Origin of the sequence: Agrobacterium sp. 22117 (assembly GCF_052045735.1) — a bacterium.
Lineage (GTDB): Bacteria > Pseudomonadota > Alphaproteobacteria > Rhizobiales > Rhizobiaceae > Agrobacterium > Agrobacterium cavarae.
The window spans coordinates 229,803-249,597 of record NZ_JBQEPP010000003.1 but is presented as its reverse complement, the minus strand read 5'-3'; the positions used below and the strand labels follow the sequence as shown (position 1 = coordinate 249,597).

Annotated in this window: 21 protein-coding genes and 1 tRNA gene; 11 read left to right on the top strand and 11 right to left on the bottom strand. The window is 58.3% G+C overall.

Annotated elements, in window-relative coordinates:
• Positions 1-9 precede the first annotated feature (9 nt).
• The gene (locus tag ACTJKV_RS09710; RefSeq protein ID WP_062425477.1) at positions 10-255 is read right to left on the bottom strand and encodes a zinc-finger domain-containing protein; all 246 of its coding nucleotides are present in this window, start codon (positions 253-255) and stop codon (positions 10-12) included.
• Between the two features lie 152 nt (positions 256-407).
• Between ACTJKV_RS09710 and ACTJKV_RS09705 the strand changes: the two genes are divergently transcribed.
• The 4 genes from ACTJKV_RS09705 (at position 408) to ACTJKV_RS09690 (ending at position 3,006) form a co-directional block, all read left to right on the top strand.
• A complete protein-coding gene (locus ACTJKV_RS09705) occupies positions 408-1,196 on the top strand; it encodes an alpha/beta fold hydrolase (RefSeq protein ID WP_274103652.1) in 789 nt (262 codons plus the stop codon).
• Between the two features lie 133 nt (positions 1,197-1,329).
• Positions 1,330-2,154 carry a serine O-acetyltransferase gene (gene cysE, locus ACTJKV_RS09700; RefSeq protein WP_062437708.1) on the top strand — a complete coding sequence of 275 codons (825 nt, stop codon included), beginning with the start codon at positions 1,330-1,332 and terminating at the stop codon, positions 2,152-2,154.
• 184 nt (positions 2,155-2,338) lie between these two features.
• Positions 2,339-2,542 carry a DUF3126 family protein gene (locus ACTJKV_RS09695; protein WP_062425480.1) on the top strand — a complete coding sequence of 68 codons (204 nt, stop codon included), beginning with the start codon at positions 2,339-2,341 and terminating at the stop codon, positions 2,540-2,542.
• A gap of 389 nt (positions 2,543-2,931) precedes the next feature.
• Positions 2,932-3,006: transfer RNA gene (locus tag ACTJKV_RS09690), tRNA-Glu, on the top strand.
• Positions 3,007-3,141: 135 nt separating this feature from the next.
• On the opposite strand, the gene recJ is transcribed toward ACTJKV_RS09690, so the two are convergent.
• The 3 genes from recJ to ACTJKV_RS09675 all read right to left on the bottom strand — a co-directional run bounded on the left by recJ (position 3,142) and on the right by ACTJKV_RS09675 (position 7,092).
• Positions 3,142-4,944 carry a single-stranded-DNA-specific exonuclease RecJ gene (gene recJ, locus ACTJKV_RS09685; RefSeq protein ID WP_274103799.1) on the bottom strand — a complete coding sequence of 601 codons (1,803 nt, stop codon included), beginning with the start codon at positions 4,942-4,944 and terminating at the stop codon, positions 3,142-3,144.
• Between the two features lie 408 nt (positions 4,945-5,352).
• Positions 5,353-5,793, bottom strand: coding sequence for a YqaA family protein (locus ACTJKV_RS09680; protein WP_274103655.1), 441 nt, complete (start codon positions 5,791-5,793; stop codon positions 5,353-5,355).
• 39 nt (positions 5,794-5,832) lie between these two features.
• On the bottom strand, positions 5,833-7,092 hold the full coding sequence (locus tag ACTJKV_RS09675) for a glycerate kinase type-2 family protein (RefSeq protein ID WP_274103656.1): 1,260 nt from the start codon (positions 7,090-7,092) through the stop codon (positions 5,833-5,835).
• A 185-nt stretch (positions 7,093-7,277) separates the two neighbouring features.
• On the opposite strand from ACTJKV_RS09675, the gene ACTJKV_RS09670 reads away from it, so the two are divergent.
• Positions 7,278-7,511, top strand: a complete 234-nt coding sequence (locus tag ACTJKV_RS09670; RefSeq protein ID WP_062425485.1) for a hypothetical protein — start codon at positions 7,278-7,280, stop codon at positions 7,509-7,511.
• A 40-nt stretch (positions 7,512-7,551) separates the two neighbouring features.
• On the top strand, positions 7,552-9,126 hold the full coding sequence (locus tag ACTJKV_RS09665) for a phospholipase D family protein (RefSeq protein ID WP_274103658.1): 1,575 nt from the start codon (positions 7,552-7,554) through the stop codon (positions 9,124-9,126).
• 57 nt (positions 9,127-9,183) lie between these two features.
• Here the strand turns inward: ACTJKV_RS09665 and ACTJKV_RS09660 are convergent, their stop codons facing one another.
• The 5 genes from ACTJKV_RS09660 to ACTJKV_RS09640 all read right to left on the bottom strand — a co-directional run bounded on the left by ACTJKV_RS09660 (position 9,184) and on the right by ACTJKV_RS09640 (position 14,620).
• Positions 9,184-10,023, bottom strand: a complete 840-nt coding sequence (locus ACTJKV_RS09660) for a response regulator (RefSeq protein ID WP_062425487.1) — start codon at positions 10,021-10,023, stop codon at positions 9,184-9,186.
• A 152-nt stretch (positions 10,024-10,175) separates the two neighbouring features.
• A complete protein-coding gene (locus tag ACTJKV_RS09655; protein WP_062425488.1) occupies positions 10,176-10,553 on the bottom strand; it encodes a response regulator in 378 nt (125 codons plus the stop codon).
• Positions 10,554-10,556: 3 nt separating this feature from the next.
• The gene (locus ACTJKV_RS09650) at positions 10,557-12,575 is read right to left on the bottom strand and encodes a GAF domain-containing protein (protein WP_440598632.1); all 2,019 of its coding nucleotides are present in this window, start codon (positions 12,573-12,575) and stop codon (positions 10,557-10,559) included.
• 147 nt (positions 12,576-12,722) lie between these two features.
• Positions 12,723-13,421 carry an SDR family oxidoreductase gene (locus tag ACTJKV_RS09645; protein ID WP_274103664.1) on the bottom strand — a complete coding sequence of 233 codons (699 nt, stop codon included), beginning with the start codon at positions 13,419-13,421 and terminating at the stop codon, positions 12,723-12,725.
• A 29-nt stretch (positions 13,422-13,450) separates the two neighbouring features.
• Complete coding sequence (locus ACTJKV_RS09640; protein WP_274103666.1) at positions 13,451-14,620, bottom strand: pyridoxal phosphate-dependent aminotransferase; 1,170 nt, start codon at positions 14,618-14,620, stop codon at positions 13,451-13,453.
• 157 nt (positions 14,621-14,777) lie between these two features.
• On the opposite strand from ACTJKV_RS09640, the gene ACTJKV_RS09635 reads away from it, so the two are divergent.
• The 5 genes from ACTJKV_RS09635 to aat all read left to right on the top strand — a co-directional run bounded on the left by ACTJKV_RS09635 (position 14,778) and on the right by aat (position 18,609).
• Positions 14,778-15,545 carry a DsbA family protein gene (locus ACTJKV_RS09635; protein ID WP_062437722.1) on the top strand — a complete coding sequence of 256 codons (768 nt, stop codon included), beginning with the start codon at positions 14,778-14,780 and terminating at the stop codon, positions 15,543-15,545.
• A 146-nt stretch (positions 15,546-15,691) separates the two neighbouring features.
• Entirely contained in the window at positions 15,692-16,129 is a 438-nt protein-coding gene (gene aroQ, locus ACTJKV_RS09630; protein ID WP_113260710.1) for a type II 3-dehydroquinate dehydratase, read from the top strand.
• A gap of 27 nt (positions 16,130-16,156) precedes the next feature.
• A complete protein-coding gene (gene accB, locus ACTJKV_RS09625; RefSeq protein ID WP_062425492.1) occupies positions 16,157-16,639 on the top strand; it encodes an acetyl-CoA carboxylase biotin carboxyl carrier protein in 483 nt (160 codons plus the stop codon).
• 11 nt (positions 16,640-16,650) lie between these two features.
• Positions 16,651-17,994 carry an acetyl-CoA carboxylase biotin carboxylase subunit gene (gene accC / locus ACTJKV_RS09620; protein ID WP_062425493.1) on the top strand — a complete coding sequence of 448 codons (1,344 nt, stop codon included), beginning with the start codon at positions 16,651-16,653 and terminating at the stop codon, positions 17,992-17,994.
• 3 nt (positions 17,995-17,997) lie between these two features.
• Positions 17,998-18,609 carry a leucyl/phenylalanyl-tRNA--protein transferase gene (gene aat, locus ACTJKV_RS09615; protein WP_062437723.1) on the top strand — a complete coding sequence of 204 codons (612 nt, stop codon included), beginning with the start codon at positions 17,998-18,000 and terminating at the stop codon, positions 18,607-18,609.
• Between the two features lie 144 nt (positions 18,610-18,753).
• On the opposite strand, the gene ACTJKV_RS09610 is transcribed toward aat, so the two are convergent.
• Both ACTJKV_RS09610 and ACTJKV_RS09605 read right to left on the bottom strand, forming a co-directional pair.
• Positions 18,754-19,191 (bottom strand): DUF2155 domain-containing protein, encoded by a 438-nt coding sequence (locus ACTJKV_RS09610; protein WP_062425495.1) that lies wholly within the window; start codon positions 19,189-19,191, stop codon positions 18,754-18,756.
• 143 nt (positions 19,192-19,334) lie between these two features.
• Positions 19,335-19,733, bottom strand: a complete 399-nt coding sequence (locus ACTJKV_RS09605) for an NADH:ubiquinone oxidoreductase subunit NDUFA12 (RefSeq protein WP_274103670.1) — start codon at positions 19,731-19,733, stop codon at positions 19,335-19,337.
• Between the last annotated feature and the right edge of the window lie 62 nt (positions 19,734-19,795).

The window sequence follows — 19,795 nt, the reverse complement described above, 5'->3', positions numbered from 1 at the left end:
TTTATGGGGTTACGCTGCCTTCACGTGGAAGACGCAGCCGGGAGGATTGGTCTGCGTGGCCTTCAGCGACGGATCGTAGCGATAGAGCGTGGAACAGTAGGAGCAGACCTTCTCGTTCTCGTCGCCCATATCGATGAAGATATGCGGGTGATCGAAAGGAACGGATGCCCCCGTGCACATGAATTCCTTGACGCCGATCTCGATCATGCGGTGTCCGCCGTCGTTCTGGAAGTGAGGAATTGTGTGGCCGGCCATGTTCGTCTCCAAATGCAAATTCGTCTCTGAGCCAACGCTCGTATTGTTCGAGTATGTAGCGTTAAATCACTCCAACCTCCATAGAAAAGAGCGTTGAATATTCCCAACACCACTATTTCCTGACATATGGTCGGCAAAAAAGGAGGTCCTTGATGAATCTCAACCTGCCGCAATTTTTGTCCTTCCAGCGCGATGGACTTCAACTCGCCTATTTTGACGAGGGCGACCCGTCCGGCGTACCGGTTCTTCTCATTCACGGATTTGCATCCAGTGCGGCAGTGAACTGGGTTCATCCCGGCTGGGTGAAGACGCTCGGCGACGCCGGCTATCGTGTGATTGCACTCGATAATCGCGGCCACGGGGCCAGCGACAAGCCACATGACCCGAATGCCTACTACCCGGCCGTGATGGCTGAAGACGCGGTTGGTCTGCTCAACCACCTTGGCATCCCCGAAGCGCATGTGATGGGTTACTCCATGGGCGCGCGTATCTCCGCTTTCTTGGCGATGGCACACCCCGATCGCGTCCGCTCGCTGGTGTTCGGCGGCCTTGGCATCGGCATGGTGGACGGCGTTGGGGACTGGGATCCGATTGCGGATGCGCTTCGCGCGCCATCGCTCGATGTCGTCACCCATGAACGCGGGCGCATGTTCCGCGCTTTTGCCGAGCAGACGAAAAGCGATCGCGTCGCGCTTGCCGCCTGTATCGAGACATCGCGCGTTCTGGTCACCCGCGAAGAAGCAGCCAAGATCGAGGCACCGACGCTGATTGCCGTCGGAACGAAGGACGATATTGCAGGGTCGGGTCAGGAGCTCGCCGATCTGATGCCGCATGCAAAGGCCATCGACATTCCCAACCGCGATCACATGTTGGCAGTGGGAGATCGGGTCTTCAAGGCGGCGGTGTTGGAATTCTACGGCGAACTCGACCGATCGGCGTGATCAAGACATCCCGTTCCACAAAGCTGTCAGAAAAACTGATGCTGTACCACCTTTAACGCTGCTCGCGCATACCCATTTCTGTGCAACGCATTTTTCTGTATACTGAAGCAAACCGGTTTTAAGGACAGCTGACATGGTCGCACTGATAGAGACCCGCCAGAATGATCAGATCACCGTCGTCGATCCGATCTGGGGCAGCCTGTTGAACGAAGCGCGCACAGCCGCCGCGCAGGATCCCCTGCTCTCGGCGTTCTTCTATTCCACAATCCTCAATCACCATTCGCTGGAAGAAAGCGTCATCTATCGCATCTGCGAGTTGCTCGACCATCCGGACATGCAGGCCGTTCTGTTGCGCCAGACATTTTCAGAGATGCTTCACGACTGGCCGGAATGGGGCGCAATTCTGCGCGTCGATATCCAGGCCGTCTATGACCGTGATCCCGCCTGCACGCGCTTCATCGAGCCTATTCTTTACTTCAAGGGTTTTCATGCCATCCAGACCCACCGTCTGGCCCATTGGCTGTGGTCAAAGGGACGGAAGGATTTTGCGCTTTATCTGCAGAGCCGGTCCTCAAGCGTTTTCCAGACCGACATCAACCCGCAGGCCAAGGTTGGCAAAGGCCTGTTCCTCGATCATGCCACCGGGCTTGTCGTCGGCTCGACTGCGGTCATCGGCGACAACGTCTCCATTCTCCAGGGTGTCACGCTTGGCGGTACCGGGAAGGAAACGGGAGATCGTCACCCGAAAATTCGCAGCGGCGTGCTGATCGGAGCAGGCGCCAAAATTCTTGGCAATATCGAGGTCGGAAGCTGCTCTCGCGTTGCGGCTGGCTCGGTGGTCTTGAAGCCCGTTCCCCCCAATACCACGGTTGCCGGCGTGCCCGCCCGGATCGTTGGCGAAGGCGGCTGCAACGAGCCTTCCCGCATCATGGACCAGATCATCGGCGCGGATATCTGATCAACCTCAATGCGATAAAATCGCCCACGTGGATCACCTAGTGGACCGCATGCGCGATTTGCCTCTTTGACTTTACTTTGGCCTTTAAGCCGTGCCACAAGCGGCGCAGATTGAAAATCACGATGTCCGAACGACGCGTCTTCAACGACGATGGACGACGTGAGAACCGCACAGGAGAAGACTGGTGAAAGCCGACGAAATCAAAAAGCTCGACGCCTATTTCAAGCGTACTTTCAACGACAAGATGGCCGTCAAGGCGCGTCCGCGTAAGGATGATTCCGCTGAAGTCTACATGGGTGAAGAGTTCCTCGGCGTCGTCTATATTGATGACGAAGATGGCGATCGTTCCTACAACTTCTCCATGGCGATCCTCGACGTCGATCTTTGATCGCGTCGTACAATTCGCATGATATCAGCCGTCCGAGACAGTGGTCTTCGGGCGGCTTTTTGTTGCTGCGAGAGGCGGCGCGATGCCCGGCAAAGCGATTTTTCGTGGTCCACCTCACAAGGCTGGAACCAAATTGTTAACCGCTCGTTTTTTCGCTGTCCCCCCGATGAAGCGTGAGGCGGCGATCAAAACGGGAAGCCCCTGATCCCGAGCCACCTCACGCTTTCCCTTCCTTCCTTCGCCAGTTCGTTCATAGCCCTAGGTGTTGATCGGCTTGTCCACAGGGCGCCCGCTCCCTCGACAAAAAACATCGTCTAAAATCAAAAAAATCGAAATTGCCGCTTGCGGAGAATCCGCGGCCTGACTATAAGGCCCCCACCACAGCGCACGCGCCCTTCGTCTATCGGTTAGGACGTCAGATTTTCATTCTGAAAAGAGGGGTTCGACTCCCCTAGGGCGTGCCACTTCCCCTATATATTCATGACCTTACGCGCAGAGCTTGATCAAGCGCTTTAACCTGCTCGCAGTCTTTGTCGGATTGTCACGCGGACGATTCCGCGTGTTGAGGTTTCAAAACATGCATGGCCTGTCATGATGCGCTACGGTGCAAAGGCTGCGTCCAGAACGCGCAGCTGTACCCGCTTCTGTCCCTGCCAGTGCTCGGCCCCCAAGGTGCCGGCGACATGGATCTGGCGGCCGCGGGCTGCCATCAACATCTGGCCGAGGGGCGCATCCGCAGCACGGAAGGCAATACCGTCGAGGCGCGAGCCATCCAGAGCTTCCAACGTAATCTTGATGTGCGAGGTGCCGACGATGCGCACATCGCGCAGCCGGTGCGCCGGCACGGCAAAGATCGGCTGCGGATGGCCCGATCCATAGGGGCCCGCCTGCTCCAATTGATCAATCAGCGCCAGCGTGGCACCGGACGCACCGATGGCACCGTCGATTTTCAGCACGCTGTTTTCGACAAGCTGCGAGACCGTCTTCTGTGCGGCTTCCTCGAAAAAGGTACGCAAGCGCCCGAGATTGGCACGCTCCACGGTGAGGCCGGCTGCCATGGCGTGGCCGCCGCCCTTGATCAGCAGACCAGCGTCGACGGCATTGCGCACCATCCGCCCCATGTCGAAGCCATTGATGGAGCGCCCGGAGCCGGTTCCTCGTCCCTGCGAATCGAAGGCAATGGCGAAGGCAGGACGGCGAAAGCGATCCTTCAGCCGTGAGGCGAGAAGACCGACGATGCCCGGATGCCAATTCTCCCTGGCGGTGACAATAACGCCTGCTCCGGAGCCATCACCATATTCGAAGAGCGCCTCCGCTTCGGCTTCGGCGAGCATGGCCGCCTCCATTGCCTGGCGCTCGCGGTTCAACTCGTCCAGCTTGTCCGCAATCACGTCAGCCTGCGTGCTGTCATCCAGTGTCAGGAGACGGCTTCCAAGTGCTGCGTCCCCGATACGTCCGCCGGCATTGATGCGGGGGCCGATCAGAAAGCCGAAATGATAGGGCGTGACAGGACCACCAAGTCCCGCCTTCTTGAAGAGGGCTGCCAGCCCGACATTGTTCATGTGGCGTGCCGCAACCAGTCCCTTGACCACATAAGCGCGGTTCAGGCCCTTCAGCGGCACAACATCACAGACCGTCGCCAGCGCCACGATGTCGAGATAGGTTAGAAGGTCGAGCATGAAGGCCTGGCGGTTGTGCCGCTCTTTTAGCACCCGAAGTGTTGCCACCAGCACGAGGAACACCACGCCTGCGGCGCAAAGATGCCCCTGCCCCGACAGATCGTCCTCGCGGTTTGGATTGACCAGAGCAACCGCCGGAGGAAGCTCGGTTCCGACTTGGTGGTGGTCGATGACGAGCACGTCGGTTCCGGCAGCGCGCGCAACGCTGAGCGACTCATGGCTGGTCGAACCGCAATCGACGGTGATGATCAGCGTCGCGCCATTGGCGGCGAGCTGCTGCATGGCGGCTGGATTTGGTCCGTAACCTTCGAAGATGCGATCTGGAATATAGATTTCAGGCTCGAGGCCGAAATGATGGAGAAAGCGGTACATCAGCGCCGAGGATGAAGCACCGTCCACATCGTAATCGCCGAAGATGGCGATCTTCTCGCGCTTTTCGATCGCGTCGGCAATGCGCATTGCGGCGTTCTCGCAATCCGTCAGCGTGTGCGGATCGGGCATCAGCGAGCGGATCGTCGGATCGAGAAAAGCAAGCGCGTCATCAACGCCGACATTGCGGCCCGCCAGCACGCGGGCGATCAGTTCTGGAATACCATGGACCTGGGACATGGCGAGCGCACGGTTCTGCCCGGCCTGATCTAGCCGCGACATCCATCGCTGGTCCGTTGCCGATCGCTCCACCCCGAGGAAGGCCCTCGGAACGGCATCGACCGTTTCAATCATTACCATAGTCAGCCCGTACCGCCGTTCATGCTCTGCTTAACGGGCTAACGACCGATCCGGTCTTTTTCAAGCTAAAACCGGCGCTTATGTCCCCTGTTACCAAAGCGGCAGGAAAATGAAGGCAGAAAGCCCACATATGATCGCACCGACAAGACAGAAGAGACGCCAGTCTCGCTCTTGACCCGTGGTCTCGAATTCCAGGCTCGGGACATTGTCATTTGCGCCGACGCGAGGAATTTTGCGGCGGGATACAAGACCCCGCGGATGATCATCTCTAAAGAGCATTTTCGATTTCACGGCAGCGCCTCCCTTCGCTTAGGTGAATTCTGACAGGATCATATCATCAGAGCCGAAGCTTTTGCAAAGCCTACGCAAGGGCGAGGATGATCCTAAAGCGTGACGCGAGGATTAGAGAAGGCCTTGGGTGACCATAGCCAGAAGCACATAGCGTCCTGCCTTGGCGAGAGTCACGATGGCGACAAAGGATGGCAGAGGTTCGCGCATCACGCCTGCGACCACCGTCAAGGGATCACCCACGACAGGAAGCCAGCTTGCCAACAAAGACCACCGTCCGTAGCGGGCGTACCAGCCTTGCGCCTTTTCGAGCTTGTCGGGGGAAACCGGAAACCAGCGCCGATCACGATAGTGCTCGATGCCTCGTCCCAGATACCAGTTGAGGATGGATCCCAAGACGTTGCCAAGGCTTGCGACGGCGACGAGCAACAGAATGGAATAGTGCCCAGTCGTGATCAAATAGACCAGGACCGATTCCGACTGAGCAGGGATCAGCGTTGCCGCAAAAAAAGCAGACGCGAAAAGGCTGAGATAGGCTCCGATGTCACCGCTCATCGCGTGGCCGCTAGCGTGACATCAGCACCACCGCCTCGCCTACTGCAGCAGAAAAGCGCGGAAATCGTTGACATTGGTGCCGGTCGGACCGGGTGCAAAGAGATCGCCCGCCAGGGAAAAAGCCGACCACGCATCGTGGCCCGCAAGAAAGGAGCGCGCATCGCCCCCGGCAGCACGGATGCGCGCCACGGTTTGTCCGTCACAAAAAGCGCCGGCATTATCTTCCGATCCATCAATTCCGTCCGTGTCCGCTGCGAGCGCCGTTATACCCTCGCTGCCCTGCAAGTCGAGAGCAGCCGAAAGCAGCAGCTCGGAATTTCGACCGCCCTTTCCATATGTGCCACTACCAATCGTCACCGTCGTTTCGCCGCCGGAGAGAAGCACCATGGATTTGCCTGCTGAAGCGCGGCTTGCAAACTCGCGCGCCAAGGCAGCATGCATTCTGCCGATGTCCTTAGCCTCCCCTTCGATGCAGTCTGAGAGGATGAGCGGTTCCACGTCCCGTTCCGCAGCAAGCTTCGCAGCCGCTTCCAGAGAAACACGGGCTGAAGCAATGACATACACCTCGTGTCCGACAAAGGTTGCGTCCGAAGGTTTCGGTGTCACCTCCCGGTGAATAAAATCGACGATCTTCTGAGGCAGCGCGATTTTGTAGTCGCGGATCGCGCGCAACGCTTCGGCGGCGTCGCCTTCGTCTGGCACCGTCGGACCGGAGGCGACGAAGGCAGGATTGTCTCCCGGCACGTCGGAAACGATCAGGCTGACGACGCGCGCCGGATGGGCAAGAGCAGCCAACCTTCCCCCTTTGATGCGGGAGAAATGCTTGCGCACCAGGTTCATGGCGGAGATCGGCGCACCGGAAGCGAGCAGCGCCTCGTTAAGCGCAATTTCGTCTGAAAGCGAGAACCCTTCGGGCGGTGCAGGCAGCAGCGCCGAGCCACCGCCGGAAATGAGAGCGATGACCAGATCATCCTTCGTCAAGCCTTGGACCGCGCCGATAAGCGCTTCAGACGCGGCAAGGCCGGCCTCATCGGGGACGGGATGGGCAGACTGCAATATCTTGACGGTCTGACAGGCAGCGACCGGTCCATGACGCGCGACCACGATGCCTTCGAAAGGGTGGGGCCACAGCCGTTCGAAGGCTTCTGCCATCTGGCTTGCCGCCTTCCCGGCTCCGATCACCACGGTCCGGCCTTTTGGTCTTTGCGGAAGATGTGCCCGGATCGCCTCATAGGGGTCTGCTGCGCGAACGGCTGCAAAAAACAAATCTTCCAGAAATGTGCGCGGGTCGGAAATCACGACTCTCTCCCAAGAGCAATAGAACACTCTCGACTAGCATGTCGTGTGCAGCTACCCGCGACAAGGCCACTTCACGGCAAAAACACCAGGAGAGCTTCATTCGTGTGTCCTGATGAAACCAGCGATGCGGTTGAAGCGTTCGATGGTTCACAGCCATAAATTTCCACAGGTGCGGGAGAGCCATCATGACCAACACAGAAAATCTTGGCCCGGAATATCAACACCACCACAACAAGAATCGGTTGCTTCACCGTCGCTTCGTCTGGTCTCGCCGCAAGTCCAAGCCATGGGGCCTGACGATTGCGGTCATCGGCACGCTGATCGTCGCTGCCGGAATCGTCGCCGTCACCTATCTGGTGACATCGCATCCCGGTATGCCCGAGCCTAATCCGGGGATCGAAACGCAGGCGATGCGATAGGCTTGATGATTGACACTGGCCGGCGGCCAAAGAACGAGGGATGGAAGCCATTTTGACGGGGATCATCATTACGACGCTGATCGTGGTCGTCTCCGTCGTCGCTGCGCTCGTTGCTCTGTCGCGCCGGCAGGAGCGGGCGATCACGAAGATTGCCTCCACTGCGCTCCCCAAATCCGACGACGCCACGCCGCTGGACCGGCACTGGGCGGATATTAGCAAGGGTGATGATGACGCGACACTGACGGCATTGGCGCTGGTGCAGTCAAACATGGGTGCTTTTGCCGTCCGCGTCGCAACCGCTCGCGCTGCCGGCCGCAGTCTCGATCTCATGTACTATATGTGGAATGCCGATCTCACCGGTCGGCTGATGATGCGGGAGGTTCTTGCCGCGGCCGATCGTGGCGTTCGCGTGCGGCTTCTGTTGGACGATCTTGGCGTCACCATGTCGGACAGGATTTTCCACGCAATTGATAGCCATCCCAATATCGAGTTGCGCCTGTTCAATCCGACGAAGGCACGGGAGAATATGTTCCGGCGTGGTATCGAGCTCGTTCTGCGTTTCCGCAGCGTCAACAGACGAATGCACAACAAGGCCTGGATTGCAGATGGTCGCGCGCTGATCATCGGTGGGCGCAATATTGGCGACGCCTATTTCGGTGCGGCGGAGGCCGCGAATTTTCGAGACTTCGACGTGCTTGCCCATGGCAAAGCCGTCAGCGATGCCGAGGAGATTTTCGACGATTACTGGAACAGCGCCGTTGCCATACCGGTGCGGTCACTGCTCGCCAAACGGCCGAGCAGACTTGCCAGGCTGCGGCGCAAGCTCGATCGTCTTGCAACAAGCGACGCTGCACGGCCCTATCTTCAAAAAGTGGAAAGCCTTCATCACGACGGCCAGTTCCTGATGGCCGACCGACTTCACACCGTTTCGTCCGCAACCGTTTTGGCGGACCCACCAGAGAAAGCCGCTGGCAAGCGCCGCAGCGGGCATAACTATCTGATGGAGAACCTGCTGCCGGTTCTGGAAGGCGCCAAACATAAGCTCAAGATTACCTCGCCCTATTTCATTCCTGGGCAGAAAGGTGTCGAGACGCTGTCACGCCTCTCGGCCAGCGGAGTCTGTGTTTCTGTGTTGACCAATTCGCTCGCCGCCACCGATGTCGCCGCAGTGCATGCCGGCTACGCACGCTACCGCCGCCCTCTTCTGTTGAATGGCGTCAAAATCCACGAACTTAGGTCGCTTGCCGACCAGCATAATTCGTTGTCTCTTCGAGGTTCGGGACAGGCGAGCCTGCACACCAAGGCCTTCACCCGTGATGGAGAGACCGGCTTCATCGGATCGCTCAATTTCGACCCACGGTCGATGTCGCTGAATACCGAAATGGGTGTGCTGTTCAATTCGCCGGAACTAGCAAGCGCAATGGACGACATCTTCAAACAGGAAACCAGCCGCGAGATGAGCTTCGAGTTGGCACTCAACCCTAAGAGACGGCTGATCTGGACCGGGCTTGTCAAAGGCAGGCCCCGTCTTTACGGCAACGAGCCCTATGCCAGCCTGTCGAGGCGCGGGATCGCGCTCATCATGGGCATTCTTCCGCTTGAGTCCCAGCTTTAAAATGAAAAGCCGTCCTTGATGCAAGGACGGCTTGGATGATTGTGATGCGCGCGCCCCTCAGGCCGCTGCGGCTTTCTGACCGTTTCCCCGGGCCGTCTTGATCTGCACCAGGGTGTCGAGGTTCTGGTTCACGCGGCAATAGAACTCCTCCTCGATGAAGGGACGCAGCATGAAGTCATTGCCGCCGGCCTTCAGGAAGCGAGCAGAGAGCAGACGATTGGTCGAAGACGACACACCGATGATGCGCAGCTCGTGCGAGCCACGCATGGTGCGAATGCGACGGGTCAGTTCGAAGCCATCAATGTCCGGCATGTTATAGTCGGTGACGACCAGACCGATGTCCGGATTGTTGCGAAGAATCTCGAGCGCCTTAGCGCCGCTATCGGCGAGGCTGACGCGAAAATTATAGCGCTTCAAACGACTGGACAGCAGCGCACGCGCAGTTGGACTGTCGTCGACGATCAGCACGTGGTGACGATGGTTGGTCAGGAAGCGGCAGACCGATTCCGTCAGCATGTCGACAGCAAAGACATTGTCCTTGAGGATATAGTCGACCACTTCCTTGGTGATCAGCTTCTCGCGCGTATCTTCATGGAAGGTACTGGTGAAGACGATCGTGGGGATCGACAGATCGACCAGATATTCCAGCGCCTCGCCGTTTTCCGCACCCGGCAGATTGATGTTGGAGATGGCGAGCGTTACCTCTTCGCTGGAGTGCTCGTAGCACTCTTGCAGCTCTTCGAAATTGCGGCAGACTTCGACGGTCAGCCCAAGCAACTCCTTCAAACGCGCTCCGATCATCTGGGTAAAGACGTTTGAATCTTCCGCGAGCAATATTCGCGTATCGTGGAATGGAACGCCGGAATATTGCATACCTGTAATGCCGAGAAAATTCATGTAGTCCCCCAGAGCCAAATCTTGGAGAGACAATAGAAAATTTTATTTTCTGAAAAATTAATGCGAATTTTCGACGATTATCTTGGTTTATAACCCGTGAATTTCGATGCTTCGCGTGCACATGTTCTAAAGTTTTGACGGGGACAGCTCCCTCAAGCCGCAAACTTCCGCAATACCTCCGTCACGATGTTGAGGTCGTATGGCTTGGGAAAGAAAACGCTGCGCGGTGGCAGGGTTTCCTGGTCGAGGCGATGGTGCCCGGAGGTCAACAGAATGCTGATCGGCCTGTCGGTTTGGCAGGCGAGATGCGCAAGTTGCACGCCATCCATGCTGCCTGGCATGTCGATATCGGTAAAGAGCACGCCAACGTCGGTCCGCGCCTGCAGGATTTCCAGTGCTTCGTCGGCCCCACCGGCCTCGATTGCACTAAAACCCGCATCTTCGACCATATCGACTGCCATCATGCGCAGGAGTGGATCATCCTCCACGACCAGTACGACGTGTTTGGCGAATGGTTGCTTCTGTCCCATCGTTTACGCTACCTGTTGCAGTTGAACCAGAGACGCTGTCATTTCGACCTCTAGTCCTTGATCTAAGTAACGCGTCGATACACCGCCGGTTCCTAATAGCCCCATCGAAATCAGGCGCGAGCCAAAGCCCTTTGATTGCGGCTGGACGACCGGCGGCCCGCCTGTCTCCCTCCAGAGCAAACGGAGGACGGCATCCTCCCTCTCGCCCTGAACATCCCAGGATACCAAGACCCTGCCATGAACTGACGAGAGACTTCCGTATTTTACCGCATTCGTCGTCAGCTCGTGCAAAAGCAGCGACAGGGACAGCGCCCCCTTGGGATTGACCGAAATATCCTTGCCCCGGATCTCCACCTGCTCTGTCATTCCAAGCGTATCGACAACACGCAGAAGCGCCGTGCGCACATCTGCATTTGCCCAGTTGTTGCCGAGCAGAATGTCGTGGGCTGAACTCAGCGCCTGGAGCCGCTGCTCGAAGTTCAACACCGGTCCCCGGTCCTGAACGGGTCGCAAGGTCTGCTTCGCAAGCGCCTGCACCATGGCGAAGGCGTTCTTCAGCCGGTGGCCGATTTCTCGGTTGAGCATGTTCTGCTCCGCTTCCGCCCGCAAGCGGCCGATCGCGCTCTGGATGCGGTCGCCAAAACTCCTGACAAAGGCCAGATCGTCTTCCATCCATTCGAAGAGATCGCAATGGTGGACGAAAACGACGAGGGCGAATTTCCCTTGGTCGAAGATTGGGACGTTGACGAGTTGACGAATGCCAAGTGACAGCAGTGCGTCGGCTTTGTCCCTGGTTCTCGCATCGGTGGTCACATCTGAAATGACGACGCTCATGCCGCCCTTCAAGTCATCGATATAGGAGCCGTAGTCGCGAAAATAGTGCTTGCCCGACAGTGACGAGACGCCTGGCGCGCGCCATTCCGGCTGCATCATCACTGTCTCGCGAACGGGATCGACGACGCCAAAGCCGGCGCGCGTCGCATCCAACGCGTGCGCCATCAGTTCTGCGGCGGTCAAGGCGATTTCCTCGACGTCGTTCAAATCGCGAAGCCTGTCGCCCAACTCCAAGAGAGTCCTGATGCGTTGGGTCGCACGCCTTTGCTGTGTGATATCCTGGACAGTGCCCAGCAGCTTGAGCGGCTTACCACTTTCATCCCGCTCGAAGGTCGCTTGGCGGGACACCCAACGGACACCGCGCGAGGCAGTGACGATGCGATAGTCAACCGTGGTGACCGCCGTACCGTTCTTGCGCGTCTCTTCCGATGATTCGCGCCCGCGATCGTCGGGATGGAGCATCTTTTCCAAATCGCGCGCATGATAGCGGCCGGCGGGCGGCACGTCGAAAATCCGGCAAAATTCTGCCGAGACCTTGATATTTCCCGTTTCGATATCGAGTTCGAAGGTGCCGATGCGTCCGGCTTCCTGCGCCGTGAGCGCTGTGCGAACGCTATCGCGCATCATCGCGTTGATCTGTTTTTGACGCTCAAGGAGTTCGCGCTGACGGTTTGCGACGCGGCGAAGTTCGAGATGAGCGGAAATCTGTCCGGCTAGAGCCTTCAGTACGGAGCGCTGCTCCTGCGTCAGGCCCTCCGGGCGCGGCACATGGTCGATAACGCAGAGCGCGCCTACCGCGACGCCATCCGATAGAATAAGCCGTGCGCCTGCATAAAATCTGATGAAAGGGGCTTGAGTGACCAAGGTATTGTTAGAGGTGCGAGGATCTTTCGTCAGATCAGGAATGATCAGCAGATCCTCGGAGTTCAAAGAATAGCGGCAGACCGATTGATCTATCGGTGTCTCGGTCGGCGGGAAGCCGATACGCGCCTTGAACCACTGACGCTCTTCCTGAACGAAGCTGATGAGGGCAACTGGCGCTTTGCAAACGGTGCTCGCGATTTGCACGACATCATCGAAAACCGGCTCAGGCCCGCTTCCGATGATCTGGAGCTCTTCCAGAGCCTCCAGACGCTCCATATACGACGCCGAGAATACGGACACTTCCGGCTCAGAATCGCGAATCATGTGAACCAAGTCCATTCCCCAATCCATTAAAGGGCGTGGCGTCCATCAACTCGCGACGTCCATTCGGAATCGAGAACAGAAAAAGGACACTCCCCCGCCTTGCTACAACGCTGGGAAAGAAAATCAGTTCCGGGGCCGAGAAAAAAGTTACACGGAGCGCGTCAGGCCACCATCGACCTTCAGGTTTTGCCCGGTGATGTAGCCGGCGCCTGCGGACGCCAAAAAGGCGACGGTGGCCGCAATTTCCTCGCTTGTGCCATAGCGCTGCATCGGCACCATGTCCCGGCGCTGCTCGGTTGCCGGAAGACTATCGATCCAGCCTGGCAGAACATTGTTCATGCGGACATTGTCGGCGGCGTACGTGTCGGCAAAGATCTTGGTATAGGCGGCAAGACCAGCACGGAAGACCGCGGAGGTTGGGAACATGTCACTGGGCTCGAAGGCCCATGCCGTCGAGATATTGATGATGGCTCCGCCCTTCTGTGCGACCATCAAGGGGGCGATGATCCGGGTCGGACGGATGACATTCATCAGGTAGACGTCGAGACCCGTGTGCCACTGGTCGTCGGTGATGTCGAGGATCGGTGCGCGAGGGCCGTGTCCGGCGCTGTTGACCAGTACATCGATGCGGCCGAACTTTTCCAACGCGAGATCGGTGAGCTTCTGGATATCGTCGTTGGACTGGTTGGACCCGGTCACGCCCACGCCGCCGAGTTCAGCTGCCAGTGCCTCACCCTTCCCGGACGAAGAGAGGATCGCCACCTTGTAACCGTCTTGTGCGAAACGCTTTGCAACGGCGGCACCCATGCCGCTTCCTCCCGCCGTCACGATCGCCACTTTATCCATCGTCGTCTCCTCTCTCACGCGCTTGCGCGTCAATCCTGTTTCAGCCAGGCCGCAATGCGGCCCACGGCCTCGGCAATGTCCGAGACCGAACCCGCATAGGAAAACCGCATGGCACGATGCCCTTCCAGCGGATCAAAATCCAGTCCCGGCGTCGCGGCCACATCGATTTCCGCCAGCATGCGCTTGGCGAACTCCATACTGTCATTGGAATAGCGGCTGGTATCGACATAGGCGTAGAAGGCGCCGTCCATGGGGGAGGCAAGTGGCAGGCCGAGTTCCGGCAGGCGGCTCATCAGAAAGTCGCGGTTGGTGCGATAGCTTTCCTTGTAGATATCGAGCTCCGCTTGTGCGGAAAACGCCGCAGCCGCAGCGAGCTGGGAAAGTTCGGGCGCCGAAATATACATGCTTTGCGCCAGACATTCGACAGGCCGGATCAGCTCTTCCGGCAGCGCCATCCAGCCGACTCGCCAACCTGTCATGCAGTAATATTTGGAGAAGGAGTTGATGATGATGGCCTTGTCTGTGACTTCGACAGCGCTGGTCTCATCACCGACAAAGGTCAGACCGTGATAGATCTCATCCGAAATGAAAGCGATGTCGCGGCTATCGCAATAGGTCGCGAGCCGCTTCAGCGCGTCTCGGCCGGTGACTGTACCGGTCGGGTTGGCGGGGCTTGCAAGCAGCACGCCCTTGAGCTTGCAGCCCGCCTTGGTCTCGGCCCGCTCCAGGCTGGCAGGCGTCAGCGTGTAGCCCGTTTCAGCCGTGACCGGCACTTCCACCACATTCAGCCCAAGCGCCTTCAAGATGTTGCGGTAGGCGGGATAGCCGGGCCTTGCGATCGCGACTGCATCCCCGGCATCGAACAGCGCCAGAAAGGCAAGGTTGAAGGCTGCTGACGAGCCGGTCGTCACCGCAATCCGGGCCGGATCGATGATCGCCTGATGCCGCAGCCGGTAATGGGCGGAAATCGCCTCTCGCAACTCGCGAAGACCAAGCGCATCCGTGTAGCCGATACGGCCATGTTTCAACGCAGTCTCGGCCGCTTCCAGCGCGGCCTTTGGGGCGGGATGGGAAGGCTGCCCCACTGCCATGGAAATCACAGGCCGCCCCGCCTGCATTCGCCGGTTGGCCTCTGCCAGGATATCCATGGCATGGAAAGGCTCGACGGCGCTTCGCTTGGACAGTGTGATCAAAGGCATGGTCTTTCTATATGCTGTGACGGAGATTTGCCGCATTGTTGCGCTCTTCACAATGACGAGAGAGCAACGAACGCAATTTATTTGCGATATGGCAATTCCTTTAAATTACGGTAATTGGCTGCAACATGAACCACGACCGAACCCAGTGAGGACCGCAATGGCACTTTCCATCCGATCAGCAACACTTGCCTGTGTCACGGCCCTTTCCACCCTTGGCGCGAGCCTTCCTGCTCATGCGCTGGATGCCGACCAGAAGAAGGAGATCGGCGCTTTCATCAAGGAATATCTGGTCGAAAATCCTGAAATCATGCTTGAAGTCCAGGATGCTCTGGAAAAGAAGCAATATGCGGCCCGCAACACCAAAGCTGCCGAAGCCGTTGCCGACAACACCAAAGCGATCTTCGGCTCCAAATACGATCTCGCAATCGGCAATCCTGACGGCGATGTGACGCTGGTCGAGTTCTTCGATTACAATTGCGGCTACTGCAAGCGCGCCATGGCCGACATGGACAAGATCCTGAAAGAGGACAAGAACGTCCGTGTGGTGCTGAAAGAGTTCCCGATCCTCGGACCGGAATCGGTCGAGGCGCACAAGGTGTCCAATGCGGTGAAACTGCTTGCGCCGAAGAAATATCCTGAGTTCCAACGCACGCTGCTCGGCAGCCGCGGACGCGCCAATGAAGCCAAGGCAATGGAGGTGGCGACATCGCTCGGGCTTAAGGAAGCCGACATCCGCAAATCGATGGCGGACAACCCGAATGATGCGCAGGTTCAGGAAGCCTATACGCTTGCCAGCAATCTCGGGATCTCCGGTACGCCTTCCTACGTGATCGGCAACGAGGCGGTCTTTGGTGCGGTCGGCGCCGAGCCATTGAAGGAAAAGATCGCCAATATGCGCAATTGCGGCAAGGCAAGCTGCTCATAAGACACGCGCTTCGGCCGCGTTGAAAGCCCAAAAGCCACTGAATAACTTCGACTTACGCTGCCTCCGGCCCTCTTTCGAGGCTCCGGGGGCTTTTCCTTGACGGTCGCGCAGTCTATAGGTGGCGCTGATTTTTGACGGAACCGCGAATGAGCAACACGATCTTCGTCCTGAACGGCCCCAATCTCAATATGCTGGGAAAACGGGAGCCGGGCATTTACGGCGGCAAGACGCTGAAGGATATCGAGAACGACTGCGTGGTGGCTGGTGAAGGGCTTGGCTTTTCTGTCGAGTGCCATCAGTCCAATCATGAAGGCGTTCTTGTGGACCTGTTGCATGAGGCGGGCGAACGCGCCGCCGGTATCGTCATCAATCCCGGTGCCTATGGCCATACATCGATTGCTCTGCATGATGCCATCCGCGCCATTTCCGTTCCCGTCGTGGAAGTGCACATCTCCAACATCCACGCCCGCGAAGAATTCCGCCACAAATCGATGATAGCGCCCGCTGCAAAAGGCATGGTCTGCGGCTTCGGGCCTTACGGCTACATCATGGCGCTCAACGCCTTGAAGAACATCACGGCATAAAAAGAAACAATCAGAATAGGGTTTGTCATGTCTGAAAAGAAAAACGGTATCGACAAGGAACTGATCCGCGACCTCGCGAACATCCTCAACGACACCGATCTTTCCGAGATCGAAGTCGAGCAGGACGATCTGCGCATCCGCGTGTCGCGCTCCGCACCGCCTGCAACCGTCTATGCCGCGGCTCCCCAGTACGCCCCTGCACCTGCCGCAGCGCCTGCGGCTCCCGCAGCAGCACCTGCCGCCGCCGCTGCACCGGCAGCTCCGGCGCGCAACCCTGCAAACACCGTCACCTCCCCGATGGTCGGCACGGTTTACCTGTCGCCGGCACCAGGCGCCCGCGCCTTTGTTGAAGTCGGCGCCACCGTCAAGGAAGGCCAGACCATTCTCATCGTTGAAGCCATGAAGACCATGAACCAGATTCCGGCTCCGAAATCCGGCAAGGTCACGGAAATCATTGTCAATGACGCGCAGCCCGTGGAGTATGGTGAAGCCCTCGTGGTCATCGAATAAGGGCAGCTCACATGGTATCCAAGATCCTCATTGCCAACCGCGGCGAAATCGCCCTTCGCGTGCTTCGTGCCGCCAAGGAACTCGGTATCCCGACGGTTGCCGTTCACTCCACGGCTGACGCGGATGCCATGCATGTGCGCCTCGCCGACGAGAGCGTGTGCATCGGCCCACCGCCATCGCGTGACAGCTACCTCAACATTCATCAGATCGTTGCAGCCTGCGAAATCACCGGCGCGGACGCGGTTCACCCCGGCTATGGCTTCCTTTCGGAAAACGCCAAGTTTGCCGATATCCTCGACGCGCACGGCATCACCTTCATCGGGCCGACCGCCGAGCACATCCGAATCATGGGCGACAAGATCACCGCCAAGCAGACCGCTCAGGAACTTGGCATCCCGGTCGTTCCCGGCTCCGATGGCGAGGTGAAGCCTGAAAACGCGATGGAGATCGCGCGTTCGATCGGCTTCCCCGTTCTGATCAAGGCCACAGCAGGTGGTGGCGGTCGCGGCATGAAAGTCGCCAAGACCGAAGCCGATCTCGACGAGGCCGTCTCGACCGCCCGTTCCGAAGCGCTTGCCGCTTTCGGCAACGACGCTGTTTACATGGAAAAGTATCTCGGCAAGCCGCGCCATATTGAGGTGCAGGTGTTCGGCGATGGCGAAGGAAAGGCGATCCACCTTGGCGAACGCGACTGCTCGCTGCAGCGTCGTCACCAGAAGGTACTAGAAGAGGCCAACTCCCCTGCTCTCACCGTCGAACAGCGCATGGAGATCGGCGAGATTTGTGCCAGCGCCATGCGCAAGCTCAAATATCGCGGTGCAGGTACCATCGAGTTCCTCTATGAAAATGGCGAGTTCTATTTCATCGAAATGAACACCCGTCTTCAGGTTGAGCATCCGGTCACGGAAGCGATCACGGGCATGGACCTCGTGCAGGAGCAGATTCGCGTTGCTTCCGGCCAGGGCCTTTCCGTTACGCAGGCCGATATCGAATTCCATGGCCACGCCATCGAATGCCGTATCAATGCCGAAGACCCGCGGACATTCGTCCCCTCTCCCGGGACGCTGACCTATTTCCACACGCCCGGCGGTCTCGGCGTTCGTGTGGATTCGGGTGCCTATCAGGGCTACAAGATCCCGCCTTACTACGACAGCATGATCGGCAAGCTCATCGTCCATGGTCGCGACCGTGACGAGTGTATTCGCCGCCTGCGCCGTGCACTCGACGAGTTCGTCGTCGATGGCATCAAGACCACGCTTCCGCTGTTCCAGGATCTGCTTCAGAACGAAGACATTCTGAACGGCAATTACGACATTCACTGGCTGGAAAAATATCTGGCCGGCGACGCGCACTAGGGAATGGGGCGGCGCAGCAGGGATAGCGATATTACGGTCGATATGCTGCTGCGCGCCTATTCCATCGGCCTCTTCCCGATGGCCGAGGCGGCTGATGACCCCGAGCTATTCTGGGTCGAGCCGGACCTGCGGGGCATCATCCCGCTCAACGATTTTCACGTCTCAAAAAGTCTCGCAAAAGCGATCCGAAAGAAGCCTTTCGATATTCGCTTCGACACGGCCTTCACTGCCGTCATGGCCGGATGTGCCGCAGAAGCGCCGGACCGCCCTAACACCTGGATCAACGAGACGATTCGCAAACTCTATACCGAGTTGCATGAGATCGGCCACGCGCATAGCGTGGAGGCGTGGGAGGGTGATGAACTGGTCGGCGGTCTCTACGGCGTGTCGCTGGGCGCCGCCTTCTTCGGCGAGAGCATGTTCTCCCGCCGCACCAACGCCTCGAAAATCTGCCTCGTTCATCTGGTTGAGCGACTGCGCGACAACGGATTTGTGCTGCTCGATACGCAGTTCACCACCGAACACCTGAAGACCTTTGGCGCGATCGACGTTCCCAAGGACGCGTATGCAAAGATGCTGGATCTGGCTGTGAACCAGGCGGATTTGAAATTCTGATTTCGCGATAAAGAGATTCGCTTGCATGCGGGATCATTGCGGTTCAACCCGCCGCAAACCAGCACTACAGGTTGAACTACCACTTACATCAAGCCCGACATCGGCAACGCATAGAAACGCTCGTCTGCGCCGAATCCGGCTCTTTTACTTACTTGCTGTCGATGGCGGCGGGACGTCGGAGTCCTGCTTGCAGCCGGTGAGCCAGACGTCGTAGATCGGGTGCTCGACGGCGTTGAGACCGGGGCTGTCGGCAAACATCCAGCCGGTGAAGATACGGCGGATCTTGCGGTCGAGGGTGATTTCATCCACTTCGACGAAGGAATCGATCTTCTGCGCTTCGGTGTCGTCACGCGAATAGCAGACCTTTGGCGTGACCTGCAGCGCACCGAACTGCACTGTTTCGTTGATGTAGACGTCGAAAGAGGTAATGCGGCCGGTGATCTTGTCGATCCCGGAGAAGACGGCGACCTTGTTTTCGAGGCGGGCGGCGGAAGCCGGAGACACGAGACCCACTGCCGGAAGAAGCGCCAGAAGCGAAACCGCCAGTGCACGCAAAGATACATCTCGCGTGAATGTTCTCATATCAAACCATCTCCAGAAAACTGCCCCGCTTTTCGAAGCGCCCATCACGCCTAATGATCGAATGTGGCAAAAGCGGGTGGCGGCCATGATGAAACGGCCGCCCTTTTTCGCCCCGATGCACACGGAGCCTCGGGTGAAGTTGATCAGCCGCCGGGCGTCCAGGCGTCGTAGTCACCGGTGACGCGCGGGCGCTCGCCTGGAACAGCGATCGAACCCTGAGGACGGTAAGCCTGGGCGGAACCGGTCAGGTTTGGCTGGTGCTGCTTCTGCCAGTCGCGTGCGACATAGCTTTCCTTGCTCGGTGGCGTATCGGTGCGGTAATGCATCCAGCCATGCCAGCCGGGCGGAATTGCCGAAGCCTCTGCATAGCCCTTGTAAATCACCCAACGGCGCGGCATGCCCCAGGAGGTGGTGCCACCTTCGTAATAGGTGTTGCCGAACTCGTCCTGCCCCACCTTCTTGCCCAAGCGCCAGGTATGGAAGCGCGTTCCGATCGTCTGGCCGTTCCACCATGTGAAGATTTGTAGCAGAAGAGTCTTCATTATCCGTTCCTCGGGCTTTTCATATGCGCCGCTTTCGCACTCGCACAGCCAGAAGCTTATGA

What these genes read in the sequence shown, in the direction of transcription:
- cysE (WP_062437708.1), top strand. Translation starts at nt 1,330, where the DNA reads ATGGTCGCACTGATAGAGACCCGCCAGAATGATCAGATCACCGTCGTC.
- recJ (WP_274103799.1), bottom strand. Translation starts at nt 4,944, where the DNA reads ATGATTGAAACGGTCGATGCCGTTCCGAGGGCCTTCCTCGGGGTGGAG.
- ACTJKV_RS09610 (WP_062425495.1), bottom strand. Translation starts at nt 19,191, where the DNA reads ATGAGAACATTCACGCGAGATGTATCTTTGCGTGCACTGGCGGTTTCG.
- aroQ (WP_113260710.1), top strand. Translation starts at nt 15,692, where the DNA reads ATGAGCAACACGATCTTCGTCCTGAACGGCCCCAATCTCAATATGCTG.
- accC (WP_062425493.1), top strand. Translation starts at nt 16,651, where the DNA reads ATGGTATCCAAGATCCTCATTGCCAACCGCGGCGAAATCGCCCTTCGC.
- aat (WP_062437723.1), top strand. Translation starts at nt 17,998, where the DNA reads ATGGGGCGGCGCAGCAGGGATAGCGATATTACGGTCGATATGCTGCTG.
- ACTJKV_RS09705 (WP_274103652.1), top strand. Translation starts at nt 408, where the DNA reads ATGAATCTCAACCTGCCGCAATTTTTGTCCTTCCAGCGCGATGGACTT.
- ACTJKV_RS09655 (WP_062425488.1), bottom strand. Translation starts at nt 10,553, where the DNA reads ATGGGACAGAAGCAACCATTCGCCAAACACGTCGTACTGGTCGTGGAG.
- ACTJKV_RS09635 (WP_062437722.1), top strand. Translation starts at nt 14,778, where the DNA reads ATGGCACTTTCCATCCGATCAGCAACACTTGCCTGTGTCACGGCCCTT.
- ACTJKV_RS09670 (WP_062425485.1), top strand. Translation starts at nt 7,278, where the DNA reads ATGACCAACACAGAAAATCTTGGCCCGGAATATCAACACCACCACAAC.
- ACTJKV_RS09605 (WP_274103670.1), bottom strand. Translation starts at nt 19,733, where the DNA reads ATGAAGACTCTTCTGCTACAAATCTTCACATGGTGGAACGGCCAGACG.
- ACTJKV_RS09645 (WP_274103664.1), bottom strand. Translation starts at nt 13,421, where the DNA reads ATGGATAAAGTGGCGATCGTGACGGCGGGAGGAAGCGGCATGGGTGCC.
- ACTJKV_RS09665 (WP_274103658.1), top strand. Translation starts at nt 7,552, where the DNA reads ATGGAAGCCATTTTGACGGGGATCATCATTACGACGCTGATCGTGGTC.
- ACTJKV_RS09710 (WP_062425477.1), bottom strand. Translation starts at nt 255, where the DNA reads ATGGCCGGCCACACAATTCCTCACTTCCAGAACGACGGCGGACACCGC.
- ACTJKV_RS09680 (WP_274103655.1), bottom strand. Translation starts at nt 5,793, where the DNA reads ATGAGCGGTGACATCGGAGCCTATCTCAGCCTTTTCGCGTCTGCTTTT.
- ACTJKV_RS09650 (WP_440598632.1), bottom strand. Translation starts at nt 12,575, where the DNA reads ATGATTCGCGATTCTGAGCCGGAAGTGTCCGTATTCTCGGCGTCGTAT.
- accB (WP_062425492.1), top strand. Translation starts at nt 16,157, where the DNA reads ATGTCTGAAAAGAAAAACGGTATCGACAAGGAACTGATCCGCGACCTC.
- ACTJKV_RS09640 (WP_274103666.1), bottom strand. Translation starts at nt 14,620, where the DNA reads ATGCCTTTGATCACACTGTCCAAGCGAAGCGCCGTCGAGCCTTTCCAT.
- ACTJKV_RS09660 (WP_062425487.1), bottom strand. Translation starts at nt 10,023, where the DNA reads ATGAATTTTCTCGGCATTACAGGTATGCAATATTCCGGCGTTCCATTC.